Source organism: Aeromicrobium chenweiae (genome assembly GCF_003065605.1).
In the GTDB taxonomy this organism is placed as follows: Bacteria; Actinomycetota; Actinomycetes; order Propionibacteriales; family Nocardioidaceae; genus Aeromicrobium; species Aeromicrobium chenweiae.
In genome coordinates, this window is sequence record NZ_CP026952.1 from 1717599 (window position 1) to 1737250 (window position 19652).

Here is a 19652-nt window from a genome sequence, read left to right on the forward strand (position 1 = left end):
TTCCCAACGACCCAAAGGGGACCCGCTGCATGGCGATGACGGCCCAGGTGAAGGCTGAGCTGGCCAACACCTCCATCACGAAGTCGTGCTGCCGCAAGGCCGAGGTCTCCTCGATCCTCCGTTTCTCCGGTGGGCTCCACATCGTCTCGGGACGCATCGTCGTCGAGGCCGAGGTCGACACGGGCGCAGCCGCCAGGCGCCTGCGCAAGGACATCGCCGAGATCTACGGTCACGACAGCGAGATCCTCGTGGTGCAGAACGCCGGCATCCGCAAGGACACGCACTACATCGTCCGCGTCTCCAAGGACGGCGAGGCGCTCGCTCGCCAGACCGGGCTGATCGACGGCAGCGGACGCCCCATCCGCGGTCTGCCGCCCCAGGTCGTGTCCGGCTCCTCCTGCGACGCCGTGGCCGCCTGGCGCGGATCGTTCCTGGCCCACGGCTCGCTGACCGAGCCGGGACGCTCGTCGGCGCTCGAGGTGAGCTGCCCGAGCCCCGAGGCCGCGCTGGCGCTCGTCGGCGCCGCCCGTCGGGTCGGCATCAGCGCGAAGGCCCGTGAGGTGCGCGGCATCGACCGGGTCGTCATCCGCGACGGCGAGGCGATCGGCGCGCTGCTGACGCGTCTCGGCGCCCACGAGTCCCTGCTCGCCTGGGAGGAGCGCCGCATGCGCCGCGAGGTGCGCGCGACCGCCAACCGCCTGGCCAACTTCGACGACGCCAACCTGCGCCGCTCGGCCCGTGCCGCCGTCGCCGCCGGGGCCCGTGCACAGCGCGCCCTGGAGATCCTCGGCGAGGACGTGCCCGACCACCTCAAGATGGCCGGCACGCTGCGCGTGGAGCACCGACAGGCGAGTCTCGAGGAGCTCGGCCAGCTGCACGAGCCGGCCCTGACCAAGGACGCGATCGCAGGGCGTATCCGTCGCCTCCTGGCCATGGCGGACAAGCGCGCCGAGGAGCTGGGCATCCCCGACACCGAGTCGAGCCTCGGTGACGAGAGCCTGACCGCCGACTGAGGCCTCGGCCGCCGCACGGAGGTGACTCGCCGGTAGCGGGTGCCTCTCGGTAGGGTGGGTGATGTTAGCCACCCCCTTCCGCAGGAGAGCTGTTTCCCGTGACCGTACGCGTAGGCATCAATGGATTTGGCCGCATCGGCCGCAACTTCTTCCGCGCGGCTCGTGCCGCCGGGGCCGACATCGAGATCGTCGCCGTCAACGACCTGACGGACAACAAGACGCTGGCCCATCTGCTGAAGTACGACTCGATCCTCGGCCGCCTCGACGCCGACGTGACGTATGACGACACCTCCATCTACGTCGGTGACCAGAAGATCACCGCATTCGCCGAGCGCGACCCGGCCAAGCTCGACTGGGCCGGCGTGGGCGTCGACGTCGTCATCGAGTCGACCGGCTTCTTCACCGACGCGACCAAGGCGAAGGCGCACATCGACGGCGGCGCGAAGAAGGTCATCATCTCCGCTCCGGCGAAGAACGAGGACGTCACGATCGTCATGGGCGTCAACCACGAGCTGTACGACCCGGCCGCCCACACGGTGATCTCCAACGCGTCGTGCACGACGAACTGCCTCGCTCCGATGGCCAAGGCGCTCAACGACGCGCTCGGCATCGAGAAGGGCCTGATGACGACGATCCACGCGTACACGCAGGACCAGAACCTCCAGGACGCACCGCACAGCGACCTGCGTCGTGCCCGCGCCGCCAACCTCAGCATCATCCCGACGTCGACCGGCGCCGCGAAGGCCGTCAGCCTCGTGCTCCCCGAGCTCAAGGGCAAGCTCGACGGCTACGCGCTGCGCGTCCCCGTGCCGACCGGCTCGGCGACCGACCTGACGTTCACCGCCTCCCGCGAGACCACGGTCGAGGAGGTCAACCAGATCGTCAAGGACGCCGCCGAAGGCGCCATGAAGGGCTTCCTGACCTACACCGAGGACCCGATCGTCTCGGCCGACATCGTCACCGACCCGTCGTCGTGCATCTTCGACTCGGGCCTGACGAAGGTCATCGGCGACCAGGTCAAGGTCGTCGGCTGGTACGACAACGAGTGGGGCTACTCCAACCGCCTGGCCGACCTCGTTGTCCACGTCGGCGCCTCCCTCTGACGTGAGGACCGTCTCGGACCTCGGCGACCTGCGCGGCAAGCGCGTCCTCGTCCGCAGTGACCTGAACGTGCCGCTCGACGGCACGACGATCACGGACGACGGACGCGTCCGCGCGAGCGTCCCGACGATCAAGTCCTTGGCTGACGCAGGTGCGCGTGTCCTGGTGACCGCGCACCTGGGTCGGCCCAAGGGCACCCCTGACGCGGCCTACTCGCTGGCCCCGGTCGCCGACCGGCTCTCTGAGCTGCTCGGCGCCCCGGTGCAGTTCGCGGCCGACACGGTGGGCCCGGAGGCCCAGCGGGTCGCTGCCGAGCTGCAGGACGGCCAGGTGGCGGTGCTTGAGAACGTCCGCTTCAACGCGGGCGAGACGAGCAAGGACGACGCCGAGCGCGGTGCGTTCGCCGACGAGCTGGCCGCACTGGCCGACGTGTTCGTCTCCGACGGGTTCGGGGTCGTGCACCGCAAGCAGGCCAGCGTCTACGACGTCGCGACGCGTCTCCCGGCTGCGGTCGGCGGGCTCGTCGAGGCCGAGGTGACGGTCCTCAAGCGGCTCACCGAGTCGCCCGAGCGTCCCTACACGGTGGTGCTGGGTGGCTCGAAGGTCTCCGACAAGCTCGGGGTCATCGACAACCTGCTGGACAAGGCCGACAACCTGCTCATCGGTGGCGGCATGGTCTTCACCTTCCTCAAGGCCCAGGGCCACGAGGTGGGCAAGTCCCTGCTGGAGGAGGACCAGCTCGAGGTGGCCCGCGGCTACATCGAGCAGGCTGCTGCCCAGGGCGTGACGCTCCTGCTGCCGACCGACATCGTCGTCGCGCCGGAGTTCAAGGACGCCGACGCGACGGTCGTCGCGGCCGACGCGATCCCGGCCGACCAGCTCGGCCTGGACATCGGACCCGACTCCGCCGCTGCGTTCGCCGAGGTGATCCGCGGCTCGCGCACGGTGTTCTGGAACGGCCCGATGGGCGTGTTCGAGATGGCGTCGTTCGCCGCCGGCACCAAGGCGGTCGCGCAGGCGCTGACCGAGGTCGACGGCCTCTCCGTGGTGGGTGGCGGCGACTCGGCCGCCGCGGTGCGCCAGCTGGGCTTCTCCGACGACGAGTTCGGCCACATCTCGACCGGCGGTGGCGCCTCCCTCGAGTACCTCGAGGGCAAGACGCTCCCCGGACTCGCCATCTTGGAAGGGAACTGACATGGCCTCTGCTCGTACGCCGCTCATGGCCGGCAACTGGAAGTCGAACCTCGACCACCAGGAGGCGCTGGTCCTCGTCCAGAAGCTCGCGTGGACCCTGCAGGACAAGAAGCACGACTACGACAAGGCCGAGGTCGTCGTGGTCCCGCCGTTCACCGACCTGCGCAGCGTCCAGACGCTCGTCGACGGGGACCACCTGTCGATCCGCTACGGCGCGCAGGACGTCTCGGAGCACGACGGCGGCGCGTACACCGGTGAGGTCACCGCAGCGATGCTGGCCAAGCTCGGCTGCTCGTACGTCGTCGTCGGTCACTCCGAGCGACGTGAGTACCACGGTGAGACCGACCAGCTGGTCAACGTCAAGGCGACCAAGGCGCTCGCGGCGGGCATGAGCCCGATCGTGTGCGTCGGGGAGGGCCTGGAGGTGCGCCAGTCCGGCGATCACGTGAGCTACACGCTCGACCAGATCGACGGCTCGCTCGCCGGCCTGACCGCCGAGCAGATGGCCTCCGTCGTCATCGCGTACGAGCCGGTCTGGGCGATCGGGACCGGTGAGGTCGCGACCCCCGAGGACGCGCAGGAGGTCTGTGCGGCGATCCGTGGGCGTGTCGAGGAGACCTGGTCGTCGGAAGTTGCGGCGGCAACGCGTATTCTTTACGGCGGATCGGTGAAAGCGGCGAACATCGCCGCCATCATGGCGAAGTCGGACGTCGACGGAGCCCTGGTTGGCGGAGCAAGCCTCCAGGCCGATGAGTTCGCCGGGATCGCCCGGTTCTATGCCATGCCGGACCTGTCCGGCGCCTGACAACGAAGGCCCAACGTGATTCTGACGTTTTCCATCCTCCTCGCGATCAGCAGCCTGCTGATGATCGTGCTGGTCCTCATGCACAAGGGACGCGGGGGTGGCCTCTCCGACATGTTCGGCGGAGGCGTCTCCAGCTCCCTCGGCGGATCCTCGGTCGCTGAGCGCAACCTCGACCGCATCACGGTCGGTATCGCAGTCGTCTGGGTCGTGTGCATCTTCGCACTCGGCCTGCTCCTGAAGGTGAGTAACTAGTGGCAGCAGGTGCAATCCGGGGAAGCCGTATCGGCTCCGGTCCCATGGGCGAGGCTGAGCGTGGCGAAGCCGCCCCGCGTCAGTTCGTGACGTTCTACTGCATCAACAACCACACGACGGAGCTGCAGTTCGCGATCGAGGCCGAGGTGCCGGAGTCGTGGGACTGCCCGCGCTGCGGCATGCCGGCCAGCGTCGACGCCGACAACCGTCCGACGGCCAAGAAGATCGAGCCGTACAAGACTCATCTCGCCTACGTGAAGGAGCGTCGCTCCGAGACGGAGGCGGACGAGATCCTCAAGGAAGCCGTCGACATGCTGCGCAGCAAGCGCAAGTCCGGCGAGATCATCTTCTAGATCGCTTCCTGAACCAACGACTCGGTGCCCCCGTCCTGCGACGGGGGCACCGAGTCGTTTGCTGGAGGCTGTCAGGCCGTGACGATCAGCGAGGAGGCAGCGACGTCCAGGAGCCACACCGTCTCGGTGAGTCCCTGCACGCCGGAGGCCGGGGTGTCCTCGATCGTCCCGTGGGCGTGGGCGCGGGCGACGGCCTCGGCCTTGCCCTCGCCGGCCACGATGAGCCAGACGCTCTGGGCGTTGCGCAGGGCCGGGTACGTGAGCGAGATGCGCTCCGGCGGCGGCTTGGGGGAGTCGAACACCTCCACCGCCAGCCGCTTCGTCTCGTGCAGCTGCGGGTGCCCGGGGAACAGCGATGCGATGTGTCCGTCAGGTCCGACGCCGAGGAGCACCAGGTCGAACGGCTCGGCGGGCAGCGAGGCGGCGTACTGGTCGGCCGCCTCGGCCATCTCGAGCCCGGCACCTTGTGCGGGCATCGCGTGGATGCGCTCGGCCGGGACGCCCAGCCGGTCGAGGAACGCGTCCTTGGCCTGCTGGTCGTTGCGGTCCGCGTCGCCCGCCGGGACGAAGCGCTCGTCGCCCCAGTAGAACTCGACATTGGTCCAGTCGACGTCGCCGTCCTGGATCTGCTCGTAGGCGTCGATCGCGATGGTGCCGCCGGTCAGCACGATCGTCGGGGTGCGTCCCTCCCGCTGGACCGCCGCGATCTTCTCGGTGATCCGCTCGGCGATGATCGCGGCGAGCTCCTCGGCGGTCGGCCACACCTCGGTGGTCATACGTCCTCCTCGAGCATGTACTGGATGGTCTGGGCGTAGACGTCGTCCGCGTCGAGGCGGCGCAGGTCCTCGGCGAGCAGCTCGGCCAGCGGGCGGGCACCCAGCGGCACCTCGCGCGGCGACGAGCCCGGCACGCTGAAGTGGCAGGACACGGAGTCGACCCGCTCGATCAGCACATCGCCCTCGGCGGTGTGCAGCACCACCGACGCGATCTGCGGGGTGTCGATGCGCTTGCGCTTGATCGGAACCTTCAGCCGGCTCTCCAGCCAGGACACGAGCAGGATCGCGACCGGGTTGCCCGTGCCGGCAGTCACGGTGCCGCCGGTGACGGTGCCAGTGGTCTGGTCGAGCGCCGCGGCCAGCAGGGCGCGCCACGGGGTCGAGCGCGTCCACGACAGGTCGGTGTCACCCGGCTGGTAGGCCCGGGCCACGGCCTTGAGCGAACGGATCGGGGAGTCCGTCGCCTCGGCGTCGGTCAGGCGGCGACGGGCGAGCCGTCCGATCGCGTCCGCCGACGGGTTCGCGGGGGGCTTACCCGGCCACCACACCACGACGGGGGAGTCGGGCAGCAGCAGCGGCAGGACGACGGACTCGGCGTGCTTGGTGAGCTCGCCTGAGATGCGCAGCAGGATGGACTCGCCGGACGAGTTCTCACCCACCCGCACCTTCGCGTTGAGCTCGGCGGCTCCGCGGCCGTCACCGAGGATGACGCCGATGACGCGCGACGGGTGCTCGCGCGACAGCGTGGTGGCCGTCTTGAGCGCCTCGCTGACGTTCTCGTCGTCGGTGACGACCAGCAGCGTGAGCACCATGTCCATCGCGGGGCTGCCGGCAGCAGAACGTGCCTTGACCAGTGCGCGGGCGATGCGGGACGAGTTGGTCTTGGTGAGTGCGATCTCCATCAGGGACGCCTCCAGGTACGGCCGTCACGGGCCATCATCGCGTCGGCGGACGGGGGACCCCACGTGCCGGCTTGATAGGTGTCGATGTCCTTGTCCTGCTTCCAGTGGGCGATGACCGGGTCGAGGATCTTCCAGGACAGCTCGACCTCCTCGTGCTGAGGGAACAGCGGGGGATCGCCGAGCAGCACGTCCAGGATGAGCCGCTCGTACGCCTCGGGGCTGCTCTCGACGAACGCTCCGCCGTACGCGAAGTCCATGTTGACGTCCCGGATCTCCATCGTGGTGCCCGGCACCTTGGCGCCGAACCGCAGCGTCACGCCCTCGTCGGGCTGGATGCGCATGACGAGCGCGTTCTGGCCGAGCTCCTCCACGTCGTTCTTGTTGAACGGCTGGTGAGGTGCCCGCTTGAAGACCACGGCCACCTCGGTGACGCGCCGTCCGAGCCGCTTGCCGGTGCGCAGGTAGAACGGGACCCCGGCCCAGCGGCGGGTCGAGACGTCGACGCGGATCGCGGCGTACGTCTCGGCGCGGGAGTCCTCGTGGACGCCGTCCTCCTCCAGGTAGCCACGGACCTTCTCGCCACCGGCCCAGCCGGCGACGTACTGCGCCTGGGCGGTGTGCAGGTCCATGCGCGCCGGCGGTCGGGCGTTCGCGAGGATCTTCTGCTTCTCCAGACGCAGGCTCGAGGCGTTGAAGGAGACCGGCTCCTCCATCGCGATGAGCGCCATGAGCTGGAGCAGGTGGTTCTGGATGACGTCGCGCGCAGCGCCGATGCTGTCGTAGTAGCCGGCGCGGGACCCGATGCCGATGTCCTCGGCCATCGTGATCTGGACGTGGTCGACGTAGTGGTTGTTCCAGATCGGCTCGAACATGCCGTTCGCGAACCGGAACGCCAGGATGTTCTGGACCGTCTCCTTGCCGAGGTAGTGATCGATGCGGAACACCGACTCCCGGGAGAAGACGTCGCCGACCATGCGGTTGAGCTCGACGGCCGAGGCCAGGTCGTGCCCGAACGGCTTCTCGATGACGACGCGCCGCCAGCCCTTGGACGACTCAGCCAGGCCGTGCTTCTTGATCTGCGAGACGACGACGGGGAACAGGCCCGGCGGGATCGACAGGTAGAAGGCGTGGTTGCCGCCCGTGCCCTGCTGCTCGTCGAGGTCCTTCATGGTGTCCGCGAGCCGGTCCCAGGCGTCGTCGTCGTCGAACTCGCCCGGGACGAACCGGATGCCGGCCGCCAGCTGCTTCCAGACCGTCTCGCTCCACGGGGTGCGGGCCCCGTCCTGAGCGGCCTGCTTGATCATGTCCGCGAAGCTGCTGTCCTTGAAGTCGGCACGGGCGAAGCCCACCAGCGCGAAACCCGGCGGCAGCAGACCGCGGTTGGCGAGGTCGTAGACCGCCGGGATGAGCTTCTTCTTCGCGAGGTCGCCCGTGACACCGAACAGGATCAGGCTGCAGGGTCCCGCGATGCGGGGGAGCCTGCGATCGGTGGGGTCACGGAGCGGATTGACGTGTTCTGCCATCATGCAAGCAGCTTTCGGATCGTGGCGAGTCCGGCCGGCACGTCGTGCAGGTGCAGCCGCAGGACCGGACGCCCGTGGTCGCGCAGCACGGCGGCGTCGCCGGCCGCCTGCGAGTCGATGAACGAGCCGAACGTGAAGTCGCGGCCCGCGATGGGCAGGTCCTCCTCCGGGGTGCCGGTGACCTGCAGGAACACGCCGTTGGGCGTGCCGCCCTTGTGGTACTGGCCCGTGGAGTGCAGGAACCGGGGACCCCAGCCGAACGTCACCGGACGCGCGAGGCGCTCCGCGGCGACCTCCCGGACCCCGGCGAAGTCGGCGTACTCGATGCGGTCCAGGTAGACCTGGATCGCGAGGTAGCCGTGGTCGAGGTCGATCTGGTCGAGCAGCGTCTGCACCGCCTCGGCGAGGGACGAGCCCGAGCCGTAGACGTCGATGCCGTCCTCGGAGAAGTCCGGGTCGGGCACGCTGCCGCTGCCGCTGAGCAGCTCACGGGCGGCCTTCTTGGCGCTCTCGACGTCCGGCTGGTCGAACGGGTCGATGCCGATGAGCCGGCCGGCCACGGCGACCGCGACCTCCCACAGGAGCATCTGCGCACCGAGGTCGCCCTCGAGGTTGGCCGCGAAGCCGGACTGGGCCTCGGGCGTCCCGTCGCCGCCGATCGTCACGAGGATCGAGTCGGCCGTGCTCGGGCTGAAGTTGGTCGCGTTCGCGAACGGGACGACGACCGGCAGGATGCCCTTGCCGAGCTTGCCGGTCGACTCCGCGACGAGCTGCTCGACCCAGTCGCCCACGCCGTGGCCGGTCTGGTCGGACAGGACGAGCTTGTCGACCTGGTGCGTGTTGGCGACACCGAGCATGACACCCAGGCGCAGGGCGGGGTTGTCGGCGCTGTCGGAGTACAGCAGCGACTCCTCGGCCTCGGCGCTGGCCAGCAGCTCGTCGATGTCGACGCCGGCCAGGCCGCTGGGGACCAGGCCGAACGCCGTGAGCGCCGAGTAGCGGCCGCCGACGTGCGGGTCCGCGCGGAAGACGCGGTAACCGGTCTCGGTCGCCTCCTTGTCCAACGGCGACCCCGGGTCGGTCACGACGATGATGCGCTCCAGCGGGTCGATGCCGGCGTCCGTGAACGCCTGCTCGTACGCCCGGCGCTGGCTGTCGGTCTCGACAGTGCCGCCGGACTTGCTGGAGACGACCACGACGGTCCGCTCGAGGCGGTCGGCGATCGCGGACCGCACCATGTCGGGGTGCGACGAGTCGAGCACCGTCAGGTCGACGCCTGCGGTGTGGCAGATGACCTCCGGCGCTAGCGAGGATCCGCCCATGCCGCACAGGACGATGTGGTCGAGCCCTCGGCCGACGAGATCCTCACGCAGAGCGGCGATCTCGGCGACCAGGGGCCGCGACGACTCGGGGAGATGCGTCCAGCTGAGCCGGATGCTGGCCTCGGACTCCGCCTCAGGACCCCACAGCGTGGGGTCCTGGGCGTCGATCCGGGAGGCAACCCGATCGGCGATCGCGCTCTGCAGCGCGTCGTCGAACTCGGACTGCGACGGGACGGTGAGCGCGATCCCGATCATTGGCGGTCAGGCCTTGTCGAGCTCGGCCGACACGGTTTCGAGGAGCTCGTCCCACGAGGCCTCGAACTTCTGCAGACCCTCGTCCTCGAGGATCCTGACGACCTCGTCGTACGAGATGCCCTCCCGCTCGAGGGCGGCGATCGCGTCGCGCGACTCCTCGTACGTGTTGTGCACCCGGTCGCCGATGATCTCGCCGTGGTCGGCGACGGCGTCCAGCGTCTTCTCCGGCATCGTGTTGACGGTGCCGGCGACGACGAGCTCGGTCACGTAGAGCGTGTCGGGCAGGTTGGGGTCCTTGACGCCGGTCGACGCCCACAGCGGACGCTGCGGGTTGGCGCCCTTGGCCTCGAGGGCCTTGAAGCGGTCGGAGCCGAAGACCTCCTCGTACGCCTCGTACGCCAGACGTGCGTTGGCGAGTGCTGCCGTGCCACGCAGCGGGCTGTCCTCGGGCAGACGGCGGTCGACCTCGGTGTCGACGCGGCTGACGAAGAACGACGCGACCGAGTGGATCGTGGACAGGTCGCGGCCGGCGGCGTCCGCCTGCTCGAGACCCTCGAGGTACGCGTCCATGACGCCGCGGTAGCGCTGCAGCGAGAAGATGAGCGTCACGTTGACGCTGATGCCCTCGGCGATCGTCGCGGTGATCGCGGGCAGGCCCTCGAGCGTCGCGGGGATCTTGATCATCAGGTTGGGACGGCTGACCCGCTCCCAGAGACGGTGCGCGAGCTTGATCGTGCCCTCGGTGTCACGCGCGAGGTCGGGGTCGACCTCGAGCGAGACGCGTCCGTCGAGGCCGCCGGTGGCGTCGTAGACCGGCCGCATGATGTCGCAGCCGTTCTGGACGTCGGTGGTGGTGATCTCGAAGACGGTCGTGGCGATGTCTGCGCCGGACTCCTTGAGCTCCTTGACCTGCGGCTCGTACTTCTCGCCCTTGGCGAGTGCCGAGGCGAAGATCGACGGGTTCGTGGTCACGCCGACGACTCCGGACTCAGCGACGAGCTGTGCCAGGTTGCCGGACTCGATGCGTTCGCGGGACAGGTCGTCGAGCCATACAGAGACTCCGGCGTCGGCCAGGGCCTTGAGACGGTCGTTCATGTGTGCTCCTTCGTGAGGAATTTTCAGTGCGCTCCGTGAGTGGGCGCGTCTGAGTTGTCACCCGGACCGACAGGTCCTGCCGGGCGGGCGTGGAACGGTGCAGTGGGCTCGCCCGCCGCGTCGGCGATCGAGTCCTTGGCGGCTGCGACGACGGCCTCGGCGGTGATGCCGAAGGCGTTGTACAGCGTCTTGTAGTCCGCGGAGGCGCCGTAGTGCTCGATGCTGACGATGCGGCCGGCGTCGCCGACCACGTCACGCCAACCGAGCGCCACGCCGGCCTCCACCGAGACGCGTGCGCGCGACGTCGGCGGGACCACCTGGTTGCGGTACGACTCGTCCTGCTGCTCGAACCACTCGCGGCTCGGCATGGACACGACGCGGGCGGAGATGCCCTCGTCGGCGAGCAGCTCGCGTGCCTTGACCGCAATCTGCACCTCCGAGCCGGTGCCGAAGAGGATCACGTCGGGCTCACCCTCGGTGTCGAGCAGGACGTAGGCGCCCTTGGACGTGTTGTCCGCGGTCGCGTAGCCGTCGGTGCCCCGGGGGTACGTCGGCAGGTTCTGCCGGCTCAGCGCGAGTGCCGACGGGCGGTCGATGTTGCCCATGATCGTGCGCCAGGCCTCGATGGTCTCGTTCGCGTCCGCGGGACGGATCACGTCGAGACCGGGGATGGCCCGGAGCGCGGAGAGGTGCTCGATCGGCTGGTGGGTCGGTCCGTCCTCGCCGAGGCCGATCGAGTCGTGCGTCCAGACGTAGGTGACGGGCAGCTCCTGCAGCGCCGCAAGACGGACCGAAGGCCGCATGTAGTCGCTGAACACGAGGAACGTGCCGCCGTACGGACGCGTGAGCCCGTGCTGGACCATGCCGTTCATGATGGCGCCCATCGCGTGCTCACGGATGCCGAAGTGCAGCACGCGGCCGTACTCGTCGCCCTGGAACTTCGCGGTGGCGTGCTCGGGCGGGATGAACGACGGCTCGCCCTTGGGCGTCGTGTTGTTCGAGCCGGCGAGGTCGGCCGAGCCGCCCCACAGCTCGGGGAGCATCGGAGCGGCGGCGCTCAGGAAGTCGCCGGAGGCCACACGGGTCGCGACGCCCTTCTCGCTGGCCTCGTAGACCGGGAGGTTCGCATCCCAGCCGTCGGGCAGCGCGTGCGTGGAGAGCCGGTCGAGGAGAGCCGCACCCTCCGGGGAGGCCTCGCGCCAGGCGTCGAACGACTTCTGCCAGGCGGTGTGCGCCTCCTCGCCGCGGGTGCGGGCACCATGCGTGTGCTCGATGACGTCGTCGCCGACGATGAAGGTCTCGTCCGGGTCGAACCCGAGCAGCTCCTTGGTGGCCCGGATCTCGTCCTCGCCGAGGGCGGAGCCGTGGGAGCCGCCGGTGTTCTGCGCGGTCGGTGCCGGCCACGCGATGATCGTGCGCAGCTGGATGAAGCTCGGACGGTCAGTGACGGCCTCAGCGGCCTGGTAGGCGTCCCAGAGAGCCTGGACGTTCTCCTCGTAGCCGGTGCCGCCGTTGGTCCAGTCGACGGTCTGGACGTGCCAGCCGTACGCCGCGTAGCGGGCGGCGACGTCCTCGGTGAAGGCGATGTTGGTGTCGTCCTCGATCGAGATCCGGTTGTCGTCCCACAGGAGCGTGAGGTTGCCGAGCTTCTGGTGGCCCGCGAGCGACGAGGCCTCTGCCGAGACACCCTCCTGCAGGTCGCCGTCGGAGGCGATGACGTAGACGCGGTGGTCGAAGGGGCTCTCGCCGGCGGCGGTGCTCGGGTCGAGCAGGCCGCGCTCGCGACGGGCAGCCATGGCCATGCCCACGCTGTTGGCGACGCCCTGGCCCAGCGGGCCGGTCGTCACCTCGACGCCCGGGGTGTGGCGGTACTCGGGGTGGCCCGGCGTCTGGCTGCCCCACGTGCGCAGGCTCTTGAGGTCGTCGAGCGTCATCGGGTAGCCGGCGAGGAAGAGCTGGATGTACTGCGTCAGGCTCGAGTGACCTGCCGACAGGATGAAGCGGTCACGGCCGACCCAGTCCGGGTCGCTCGGGTCGTGACGCATGATCTTCTGGTAGAGCAGGTAGGCGGCCGGCGCGAGGCTCATGGCCGTGCCGGGGTGGCCGTTGCCAACCTTCTGCACGGCGTCGGCGGCCAGCAGACGGACCGTGTCCACTGCCTTCTTGTCGATCTCGGTCCACTCCAGCGAGGTGGTTCCAGACACAGCGATAGCTCCTGATCGTGGTTCGTGGGGCGTGGAATTACTGCGGTCGAAGGCAGTCACAGTGAGCGTACCCGCGTCCCTTAGACTGATGCACGTGACTGCCGTAGATGTGAACTCAGCCAACCGTGCTGGCATTCCCACATCGCCTGGGTTCCGTGACGTCGTCAAGGGCTACGTCGCGCTGACCAAGCCCCGCATCATCGAGCTCCTCCTGCTCACCACCGTCCCGGTGATGTTCCTGGCCGAGCAGGGCGTGCCCTCGCTGTGGCTGGTCATCGCGACCTTCTGCGGCGGTGCGCTGTCCGCGGGCAGCGCCAACGCGCTGAACTGCGTCGTCGATGCCGATGTCGACCAGCTGATGCGCCGCACCTCGCGTCGTCCGCTGGCCCGTCACCAGATCCCGACCCGGAACGCGCTGATCTTCGGCCTGGTCCTCGGCGTCGTCTCGACCGCGATGCTCGGCTTCTGGGTCAACTGGCTCTCCGCCGGCCTGGCCCTGGCCGCCAACGTCTTCTACGTCGTGGGCTACACGATGATCCTCAAGCGCCGCACGAGCCAGAACATCGTGTGGGGCGGGGCCGCGGGCTGTTTCCCGGCCGTCATCGGCTGGACGGCCGTGACGAACGAGCTGGCCCTCGCGCCGTTCGTGCTGTTCCTCGTCATCTTCTTCTGGACGCCGCCGCACTTCTGGTCTCTCGCGATGCGGTACCGCGAGGACTACGCCGCGGCCAGCATCCCGATGCTGCCGTCGGTCGTCGGATCGGCGGAGGTCGCCCGGCAGATCGTCATCTACACGTGGGTCATGGTCGGCACCTCCCTGCTGCTGTGGCCGCTGGCGACGGGCTGGTTCTACCCGGCCGTCGCGATCGTGCTGGGCATCGTCTTCCTGGTCGAGGCGTACGACCTGAAGTCCCGCGCCCAGGACACCGAGGACCTCTCGGTCATCAAGCCCATGCGCCTGTTCCACTTCAGCAACGCCTACCTGGCCCTGCTGTTCGTCGCCGCCGCGGTCGACCCCTTCCTGCGCTAGGTCGCTGCGGGTGATCCGGCAGCTGACGCCCGATGACTGGGCGGACTGGCGTCACCTGCGAGGTCGCTCGCTGAGCGAGGACCGTGCGGCGTTCTCGGCCTCCACCACGATGTGGACCGGGGACGACGACACCGAGGAGCGATGGCGGGCGCGCGTCGCCGACGGGCCCTGCTTCGTGGCGTACGAGGACGGGCGCCCCGTCGGCATGGTCGCCGGTCAGCTGAGCGGGGAGACGGCCTCGCTGACCTCGATGTGGGTCGCCCCGGAGGCACGTGGCCGCGGTGTGGGCGCGCAGCTGGTCGCGGCCGTGGTGCGCTGGGCGGCCGGCCGGGAGCTGGTGCTGCGGGTCATCGACGGCAACACCGCGGCGATCACGGCGTACGAGGCGGCCGGGTTCGTCCTGCAGGACGGCGTCGACGAGGAGGGCTGCCGGCGGATGGTGCGCCGTAGGCTGCCGTACCGGCTCGTGCAGCGTCCGGCCGCGCGCGCGACGGCGTCCTGGCTGCGCCGGGCCCGGACCGTTGGGCTGCGGGGGGTGCTCGGCGACCTCAACCGCGCGGGGCGTCATGCCAGGGTCCCCGCCGAGGCCGCGGCGTACGGGATGGCCTGGCAGCGCGGCGACGAGGACACCCTGCGGTGGTTCCCGCAGGGCATCACCACGTCGGCCGACGCGTACGGCCCGGAGCCGAGCGGCGGCACGTACGAGGGGCACGACGTGGTCCTGGCCAGCTGGTACGGGCACGGACGGGTCGGGCGCCGGCTCGGAGCCCGGATCTCGGTGATCGACTGGCACGACGACGAGCCGCCCCGCTACCGCCACGTGCTGCTCGTCGAGCCGCACGGCCGGTGGCCGTTCCACCGCCTGCGCCGCGTGAAGGTCCACGCCGGCGGCATCGTCTGGTACGGGCGTCACCTGTTCGTCGCCGGCAGCTCGGCGGGCGTGCGGGTCTTCCGGCTCGACGACGTCGTGCGCGTGCGCAACCGGCTGCGCACCGGCGGCTACCGCTACGTCCTGCCCCAGCTCACTTCCTACGCCGCGGAGCACGACGCGGACGGCACCCGCATGACGTACTCGTTCATGTCCCTCGACCGTGGCGGCGTCGGGGACGACCACCTGGTGGCGGGGGAGTACGGCCGCAAGGGCGGGAGCCACCGCCTGATCAGCTACGCGATCGACGGCGACACCGGCCTGCTCCGCAGCGACGGCCAGGGCCGCGCGGTGCCCACCGACCTGCACGACCGGCAGGTCGTCCGGATGCAGGGCGCGGTCGTCGCGGACGGTCGCTGGGTCGTGACGTCGAGCAACGGCGAGGGTCTGCCCGGCGATCTGTGGGTGGGCTCGCCGGGCCGGTTCACCCGGCACCGCGGCGTCCTGCCGACGGGACCGGAGGACATCACCTGGTTGCCGCAGCGCCGCCAGCTGTGGTCGCTGACCGAGTGGCCGGGGCGCCGCTGGGTGTACGCGATCGATGCCGACCGCTGGTTCGCGCTCAGGCGGTGAGGCGCCAGCCCGCGACGTCGATCAGGAAGTGCGAGAGCACGAGTGCGCCGAGGTAGAACGTGGACACCGCGAGCGCCGCCGCCACGCGGTGGACGAGATCGAGGCGGCGGGTGGCCCGGAAAGCCACCGCGGTCGCCCAACCCAGCGCGGCCTCGGCCGGCAGCACGTACACCGCCACGCCCGCCACCCGGTGAGTGTCGCCGGTGGGCTCCCAGAGGCCGAGGCCCGGCGCGGCCAGCTCGGCGCCGAAGAAGATCGCGGTGGCCAGCACTGCGGCGAGAGCGGGTCGACCTCCGCTCAGGGCGACCGCCGCGAACAGGGGTGCCACCCACATGCCGGCCATTGCCACCGGGATGACGTCGTCGACGCGCAGCCCGCCGGTGTCGGGGAAGCGCAGCGTGCCGATCAGGTCGGCCAGCACCCAGTCGGGCAGCAGCTGGAACACCGAGACCGCCACGAGGAACGAGGCGAGCGCCTCGAGTTCGCGGGCACCCGCGCGCCGGCACGCGGCCCGCAGAGCGAGCACGTAGGCGACGACCGTGGCGAGGACGCCCCAGCCCTTCGCGGGGGCGTCCAGCGAGAGCACGAGAGCGCCGGCGACGGCGAGGGCGACGTGGACACCCAGGACCGGCGCGAGGCTGGACCGGGACGCGGTGAGGGTGGGCACAGACGAAACCGTAGGTGGTCAGCGTGTCAGCCCGGGAGGCTGACCGTCGGTTCGGGCACGATGGGCGTCCCAACGATGAGCACTGCACCGAGGAGACAACATGAGCGTGGACCCGACCGGCAACGACCTGAAGCGCTACCTCGCCGAGGACGAGGGTGGCCCGGTCGTGATGCTGAACCTCCTACGGTTCGCGCCCGACGGTCGCCCGTCCTACGACCAGTACGCCCGCGACATCGGCCCGCACCTGAAAAAGGTCGGAGCGCGCGTGGTCTACATCGGGGACACCTCGACCGCGCTGGTCGCGCCGGACGGCTTCGACTGGGACGCGGTGCTGCTCGTGGAGTACCCGAGCCGGGCCGCGTTCAGCGCGATGGTCGCCGACCCGGACTACCAGACCATCACCCACCTGCGCACCGAGGCACTGTCCGAGGCGGTCCTGCAGGCCACGACCCCGCGGCGCTGACCGCTCAGGCGGCGACGTACTCCATCTCGACGGCGGGTGTCGGCGGGTAGAGCTCGATGACGATCAGCTCGGCTGGTGGGCTGGTGGACCAGTGGAGCAGGCCGTGGCCTTTGAGGTTGTGGTGTCTTCGGCACAACGGTCCCATGTTGTCGCCGGTAGTCCGGCCAACCGGGTGAGGTGTGCGGTGGTCGAGGTCGCACCGGTCTGCCGGGACCATGCAGCCGGGTGCTTGGCAGACCCCGTGGAGGAACTGCAACGCGACAGCCAGGGTGTCGGGGGCGAATCGGCCGACGTACTCGTGGGCCAGGACGTCGTCGCTGACCGGGTCGACGATGATGCGATGCCAGAAGCTGCCACCGGTGGCGACCACGTCGCCGACCCACCGGGCCGGGACGGCCCAGCATCCGTCCGTGGACTCGGCGAACCCGGGCACCGCGCCGGCAAGCACGTCGGCACCGACGGTGACGGCGATGTTCGCGTCAATTGCCGAGGTGGCGGGGTCGGAATCGGTGCACCAGGCGACCAGCAGGTCCGCCTCACGCTGGGCCACCGTGCAGTCGTCATCGGGGTCCGGGGCCTTGCGGGCTTCCTTGCGCAGCCGGGCCTCAATGGCGGCTGCCTCGTGGGAGGGAAGGTAGGCGTTCAGCCACGACATCGAGTCATCCCCATGAGCCACGGCCACGTGCCGGCCGGCCCGTGCGGCGTCGGCTCGTTCGACGGCCAGGTCGGCCTCGACCCGCTGCACGAACCGCCGCAACCACTGCCTCAGCTCGGTGCCCGTGTGGTCGGCCGCGTAGCTGAGCACCCGGCTGTCGAGCCGGGCCACGGACTCCTCCCGGTGCAGCTTCTCGATCGTCGCGCTGATGTCACGCACCCGGGAGAAGTCCAGCAGGCCGTCGACGAACGCCTCCCATACCTGCGGTGTCTTCTCGCGGACACGGTCGGCGATCGACAGCCTCAGCTGGATCTGCGCCTCGGACATCCCCGTGGCCTCGCCGATGGTCAACGCAATCGCGGATCGTTCGATCTTGCGCCGCAACGACGAGTCGATCAACGCGGTACGAGCCATCTCCGCGTCGCGGTAGTCGACCATCGCCTGGATAGTGTGCGCCTCGGCTCGGGCCTGCCACCGCACGACGTCGGACAGTTCCTCTGTCGTCGGTGCTGTGATGGTGGCCATACCTCAAACCTAGAGGACGCCACCGACACTTTTTCTGCCGCAACCGCAGCCCATATGAACATTCTTTTCGCGCGGACTAAGCGGCATGAAGCCAGGACGCTGACCACTGGCCAGGAGCCGCCGAGCAATTCATTCGCGGGGGAATGACGTTGTCGACGTGCTCGGGACGTGTGAGTCTCAGCCCCGAGCTGTCGCTCGCCGCAGCGCGCCGATCCTCTGGGCGTCGGCAGACGTTGAAGAGTCGACCGGTGCATAGAGGTTCTCGATGTCGACCGCGTGATTGGACTCCACAACCTGTCGTCGCACCTTGAGGGTGGGAGTCAGCTCGCCGCTCTCGACCGTCCAGGGCGCCAGGAGGAGCAGGTGCCGACGAACCCTTTCCGGACGGGACAGTCGCCCGTTCGCATCCTCGAGCACCGCGGAGAACTCAGCGCGGACAGCCGGGTGACTGATCACAGTGTCTGCGCTGCCTGAGACCCCGAGGCGGGCTGACACCTCGGTGAAGTCAGGGACGACCAGCGCCACGTTGTACGCGCGCGCGTCACCCACGACGACGACACCGCCGACGAGCGGCGACGCGCTGGCGATGACACTCTCGATACGGCTTGGCGACATATTCTCGCCGCCGGCGCTGATGATCATCTCCTTCTTGCGATCGATGATCGCCAAGCGGCCGTCTCGCCACTCGCCGATGTCCCCGGAGTGGAACCAGCCATCGGCGTCGAACGCCGACGAGGTCGCAGCCGGGTCGTCCTTGTATCCGACGGCCAGGTGGGGGCCACGGATGAGGACTTCGCCGTCGTCGGCCAGGCGCACGTCCGTCCCGGGGACCGGGCGCCCCACCGTGCCGAGATGATGATCACCCGGCACGCTCAGGGTTGCCACGGCGACCGTCTCGCTCAGCCCCCAAAGGTCGTGGAGCGGCATGCCGATCGCGGCGAAGAAGATGTGTGTGGCGCGAGGCAGAGGGGCTGAACCGGTAATGAACCACCCGACGGCGTCTAGCCCGAACGACTGCCTCAGTGGGCTGAACCAGGTGTCTTCCGCCTCAGCCATTTCGGCTGACACCTCTTCGGGGATCGGTACGCCGGCTGCCTGCCGCTCGACACGCTGCTCGGCCTCGACGATCGCGGTGAGAACCGACGATCGCTCGGGCTCAGGACGTGAGCGGACGTCGGCCATCATCGCGGAGTGCAGGCGCTGCCAGATCCGCGGGACGGAGGTGAAGAGGGTCGGCCGGATGCGCGGAAGCTCCTCGAAGACAGCCATGGGTCTGTCGATGCTCGTCACTGACGATCCCGCGACCATGCCCAGGTAGTGGCCGACGATCCGGTCGACGATGTGGGCGTGCGGGAGGTACGAGACGGTGCGTCCGCCGCTGAGTGGTTGCACGTCATTGAAGACGCCCACCATGAAGAGTATCGACGAGTGCGTAAGCTCGACACCCTTGGGCGGGCCGGTCGTGCCTGAGGTGTAGATGAGTGTGGCCACGTCGCCAGGCCCCGCGACCGGCGGGGTGAAGTCGGTGGCGTCCACGTCACGCAGCTGCTCGAAGGTCATACGGGTCGCCCCGGTTCCGTCGACCTCGACCACGACCAGCTCATCCGGTAGGCGAAGACCCTCCAGCAGAGCGACGTCAGCGACGAGCACCTTCGCGCCGGACCGCGCCAAAAGGTCGAGGTTTTGGTCCGGTGGAGCGCTTGTGTACAGGGAGAACGGCGTCGCGCCCGCGATGAGAGCGCCGGTGTCCGCGAGCTGCCACTCGGGCCGGTTTCCCATGAGGATGGCGACCGTGTCCCCCGACCTGACGCCGAGCCCGGCAAACCCGGCGGCGATCCGATCCGCTGCGACGCCGTACTCGCTCCAGCTGAGGTCGATCCGCCCGTCGCTGCTCCGGAGGGCGGGAGAGCCTTGCAGTCCGGCAACGGTGGCACGAAAGGCTGAGACAAGTGTGTCGGGGTCGGACATAGGGGGCCTCTCGCAGACGGAAGTGTGAGCGCCTGCCCACGTTAGGTC

General features: G+C 69.5%; 18 protein-coding genes. 9 read left to right on the forward strand and 9 right to left on the reverse strand.

What is annotated here, in order from left to right; all coding sequences use genetic code 11:
- Nucleotides 1–29: 29 nt before the first annotated feature.
- From whiA to C3E78_RS08240, 6 genes are all read left to right on the forward strand, one after another.
- Nucleotides 30–1013, forward strand: a complete 984-nt coding sequence (gene whiA / locus C3E78_RS08215) for a DNA-binding protein WhiA (RefSeq protein WP_108577829.1) — start codon at nucleotides 30–32, stop codon at nucleotides 1011–1013.
- 98 nt (nucleotides 1014–1111) lie between these two features.
- On the forward strand, nucleotides 1112–2116 hold the full coding sequence (gene gap / locus C3E78_RS08220) for a type I glyceraldehyde-3-phosphate dehydrogenase (protein ID WP_108577830.1): 1005 nt from the start codon (nucleotides 1112–1114) through the stop codon (nucleotides 2114–2116).
- 1 nt (nucleotide 2117) lies between these two features.
- Nucleotides 2118–3308 carry a phosphoglycerate kinase gene (locus C3E78_RS08225; RefSeq protein WP_108577831.1) on the forward strand — a complete coding sequence of 397 codons (1191 nt, stop codon included), beginning with the start codon at nucleotides 2118–2120 and terminating at the stop codon, nucleotides 3306–3308.
- 1 nt (nucleotide 3309) lies between these two features.
- Nucleotides 3310–4113 (forward strand): triose-phosphate isomerase, encoded by an 804-nt coding sequence (gene tpiA, locus C3E78_RS08230; RefSeq protein ID WP_108577832.1) that lies wholly within the window; start codon nucleotides 3310–3312, stop codon nucleotides 4111–4113.
- 15 nt (nucleotides 4114–4128) lie between these two features.
- Nucleotides 4129–4365, forward strand: a complete 237-nt coding sequence (gene secG / locus C3E78_RS08235) for a preprotein translocase subunit SecG (RefSeq protein ID WP_108577833.1) — start codon at nucleotides 4129–4131, stop codon at nucleotides 4363–4365.
- Nucleotides 4365–4718, forward strand: coding sequence for an RNA polymerase-binding protein RbpA (locus C3E78_RS08240; RefSeq protein WP_108577834.1), 354 nt, complete (start codon nucleotides 4365–4367; stop codon nucleotides 4716–4718). Before secG ends, C3E78_RS08240 begins: the two co-directional genes overlap by 1 nt.
- A 71-nt stretch (nucleotides 4719–4789) precedes the next feature.
- Here the strand turns inward: C3E78_RS08240 and pgl are convergent, their stop codons facing one another.
- Genes pgl through tkt form a run of 6 tightly spaced genes read right to left on the reverse strand, consistent with a single transcriptional unit; the run spans nucleotide 4790 to nucleotide 12795 of the window.
- Nucleotides 4790–5494 (reverse strand): 6-phosphogluconolactonase, encoded by a 705-nt coding sequence (gene pgl / locus C3E78_RS08245; protein WP_108577835.1) that lies wholly within the window; start codon nucleotides 5492–5494, stop codon nucleotides 4790–4792.
- Nucleotides 5491–6396 carry a glucose-6-phosphate dehydrogenase assembly protein OpcA gene (locus C3E78_RS08250; RefSeq protein WP_108577836.1) on the reverse strand — a complete coding sequence of 302 codons (906 nt, stop codon included), beginning with the start codon at nucleotides 6394–6396 and terminating at the stop codon, nucleotides 5491–5493. The genes pgl and C3E78_RS08250 overlap by 4 nt, the downstream gene beginning before the upstream one ends.
- The gene (gene zwf, locus C3E78_RS08255) at nucleotides 6396–7922 is read right to left on the reverse strand and encodes a glucose-6-phosphate dehydrogenase (protein WP_199906971.1); all 1527 of its coding nucleotides are present in this window, start codon (nucleotides 7920–7922) and stop codon (nucleotides 6396–6398) included. Before zwf ends, C3E78_RS08250 begins: the two co-directional genes overlap by 1 nt.
- Nucleotides 7919–9496, reverse strand: coding sequence for a glucose-6-phosphate isomerase (locus C3E78_RS08260; protein WP_108577838.1), 1578 nt, complete (start codon nucleotides 9494–9496; stop codon nucleotides 7919–7921). The genes zwf and C3E78_RS08260 overlap by 4 nt, the downstream gene beginning before the upstream one ends.
- A 6-nt stretch (nucleotides 9497–9502) precedes the next feature.
- On the reverse strand, nucleotides 9503–10591 hold the full coding sequence (tal, locus tag C3E78_RS08265) for a transaldolase (protein WP_108577839.1): 1089 nt from the start codon (nucleotides 10589–10591) through the stop codon (nucleotides 9503–9505).
- Between the two features lie 23 nt (nucleotides 10592–10614).
- On the reverse strand, nucleotides 10615–12795 hold the full coding sequence (gene tkt, locus C3E78_RS08270) for a transketolase (protein WP_235833782.1): 2181 nt from the start codon (nucleotides 12793–12795) through the stop codon (nucleotides 10615–10617).
- 88 nt (nucleotides 12796–12883) lie between these two features.
- On the opposite strand from tkt, the gene C3E78_RS08275 reads away from it, so the two are divergent.
- Both C3E78_RS08275 and C3E78_RS08280 read left to right on the forward strand, forming a co-directional pair.
- Complete coding sequence (locus C3E78_RS08275; RefSeq protein WP_108577841.1) at nucleotides 12884–13825, forward strand: heme o synthase; 942 nt, start codon at nucleotides 12884–12886, stop codon at nucleotides 13823–13825.
- Between the two features lie 10 nt (nucleotides 13826–13835).
- On the forward strand, nucleotides 13836–15326 hold the full coding sequence (locus C3E78_RS08280; RefSeq protein ID WP_108577842.1) for a GNAT family N-acetyltransferase: 1491 nt from the start codon (nucleotides 13836–13838) through the stop codon (nucleotides 15324–15326).
- Here C3E78_RS08280 and C3E78_RS08285 read toward each other — a convergent pair.
- On the reverse strand, nucleotides 15316–15993 hold the full coding sequence (locus C3E78_RS08285) for a DUF6989 domain-containing protein (RefSeq protein ID WP_108577843.1): 678 nt from the start codon (nucleotides 15991–15993) through the stop codon (nucleotides 15316–15318). The two genes, C3E78_RS08280 and C3E78_RS08285, sit on opposite strands and share 11 nt — an antisense overlap.
- A 100-nt stretch (nucleotides 15994–16093) precedes the next feature.
- On the opposite strand from C3E78_RS08285, the gene C3E78_RS08290 reads away from it, so the two are divergent.
- Nucleotides 16094–16456, forward strand: a complete 363-nt coding sequence (locus C3E78_RS08290; RefSeq protein ID WP_108577844.1) for a DUF1330 domain-containing protein — start codon at nucleotides 16094–16096, stop codon at nucleotides 16454–16456.
- A gap of 4 nt (nucleotides 16457–16460) precedes the next feature.
- On the opposite strand, the gene C3E78_RS08295 is transcribed toward C3E78_RS08290, so the two are convergent.
- Both C3E78_RS08295 and C3E78_RS08300 read right to left on the reverse strand, forming a co-directional pair.
- Nucleotides 16461–17636 carry an HNH endonuclease signature motif containing protein gene (locus C3E78_RS08295; protein ID WP_108577845.1) on the reverse strand — a complete coding sequence of 392 codons (1176 nt, stop codon included), beginning with the start codon at nucleotides 17634–17636 and terminating at the stop codon, nucleotides 16461–16463.
- Between the two features lie 177 nt (nucleotides 17637–17813).
- On the reverse strand, nucleotides 17814–19604 hold the full coding sequence (locus C3E78_RS08300) for an AMP-dependent synthetase/ligase (RefSeq protein WP_108577846.1): 1791 nt from the start codon (nucleotides 19602–19604) through the stop codon (nucleotides 17814–17816).
- Nucleotides 19605–19652 lie beyond the last annotated feature (48 nt).

Bases quoted from the DNA above. Each gene is read 5' to 3' on its own strand.
- pgl (WP_108577835.1), bottom strand. From the start codon at position 5,494: ATGACCACCGAGGTGTGGCCGACCGCCGAGGAGCTCGCCGCGATCATC.
- tpiA (WP_108577832.1), top strand. From the start codon at position 3,310: ATGGCCTCTGCTCGTACGCCGCTCATGGCCGGCAACTGGAAGTCGAAC.
- C3E78_RS08290 (WP_108577844.1), top strand. From the start codon at position 16,094: ATGAGCGTGGACCCGACCGGCAACGACCTGAAGCGCTACCTCGCCGAG.
- C3E78_RS08275 (WP_108577841.1), top strand. From the start codon at position 12,884: ATGCACGTGACTGCCGTAGATGTGAACTCAGCCAACCGTGCTGGCATT.
- C3E78_RS08295 (WP_108577845.1), bottom strand. From the start codon at position 17,636: ATGGCCACCATCACAGCACCGACGACAGAGGAACTGTCCGACGTCGTG.
- whiA (WP_108577829.1), top strand. From the start codon at position 30: ATGGCGATGACGGCCCAGGTGAAGGCTGAGCTGGCCAACACCTCCATC.
- C3E78_RS08300 (WP_108577846.1), bottom strand. From the start codon at position 19,604: ATGTCCGACCCCGACACACTTGTCTCAGCCTTTCGTGCCACCGTTGCC.
- tal (WP_108577839.1), bottom strand. From the start codon at position 10,591: ATGAACGACCGTCTCAAGGCCCTGGCCGACGCCGGAGTCTCTGTATGG.
- C3E78_RS08250 (WP_108577836.1), bottom strand. From the start codon at position 6,396: ATGGAGATCGCACTCACCAAGACCAACTCGTCCCGCATCGCCCGCGCA.
- C3E78_RS08260 (WP_108577838.1), bottom strand. From the start codon at position 9,496: ATGATCGGGATCGCGCTCACCGTCCCGTCGCAGTCCGAGTTCGACGAC.
- zwf (WP_199906971.1), bottom strand. From the start codon at position 7,922: ATGATGGCAGAACACGTCAATCCGCTCCGTGACCCCACCGATCGCAGG.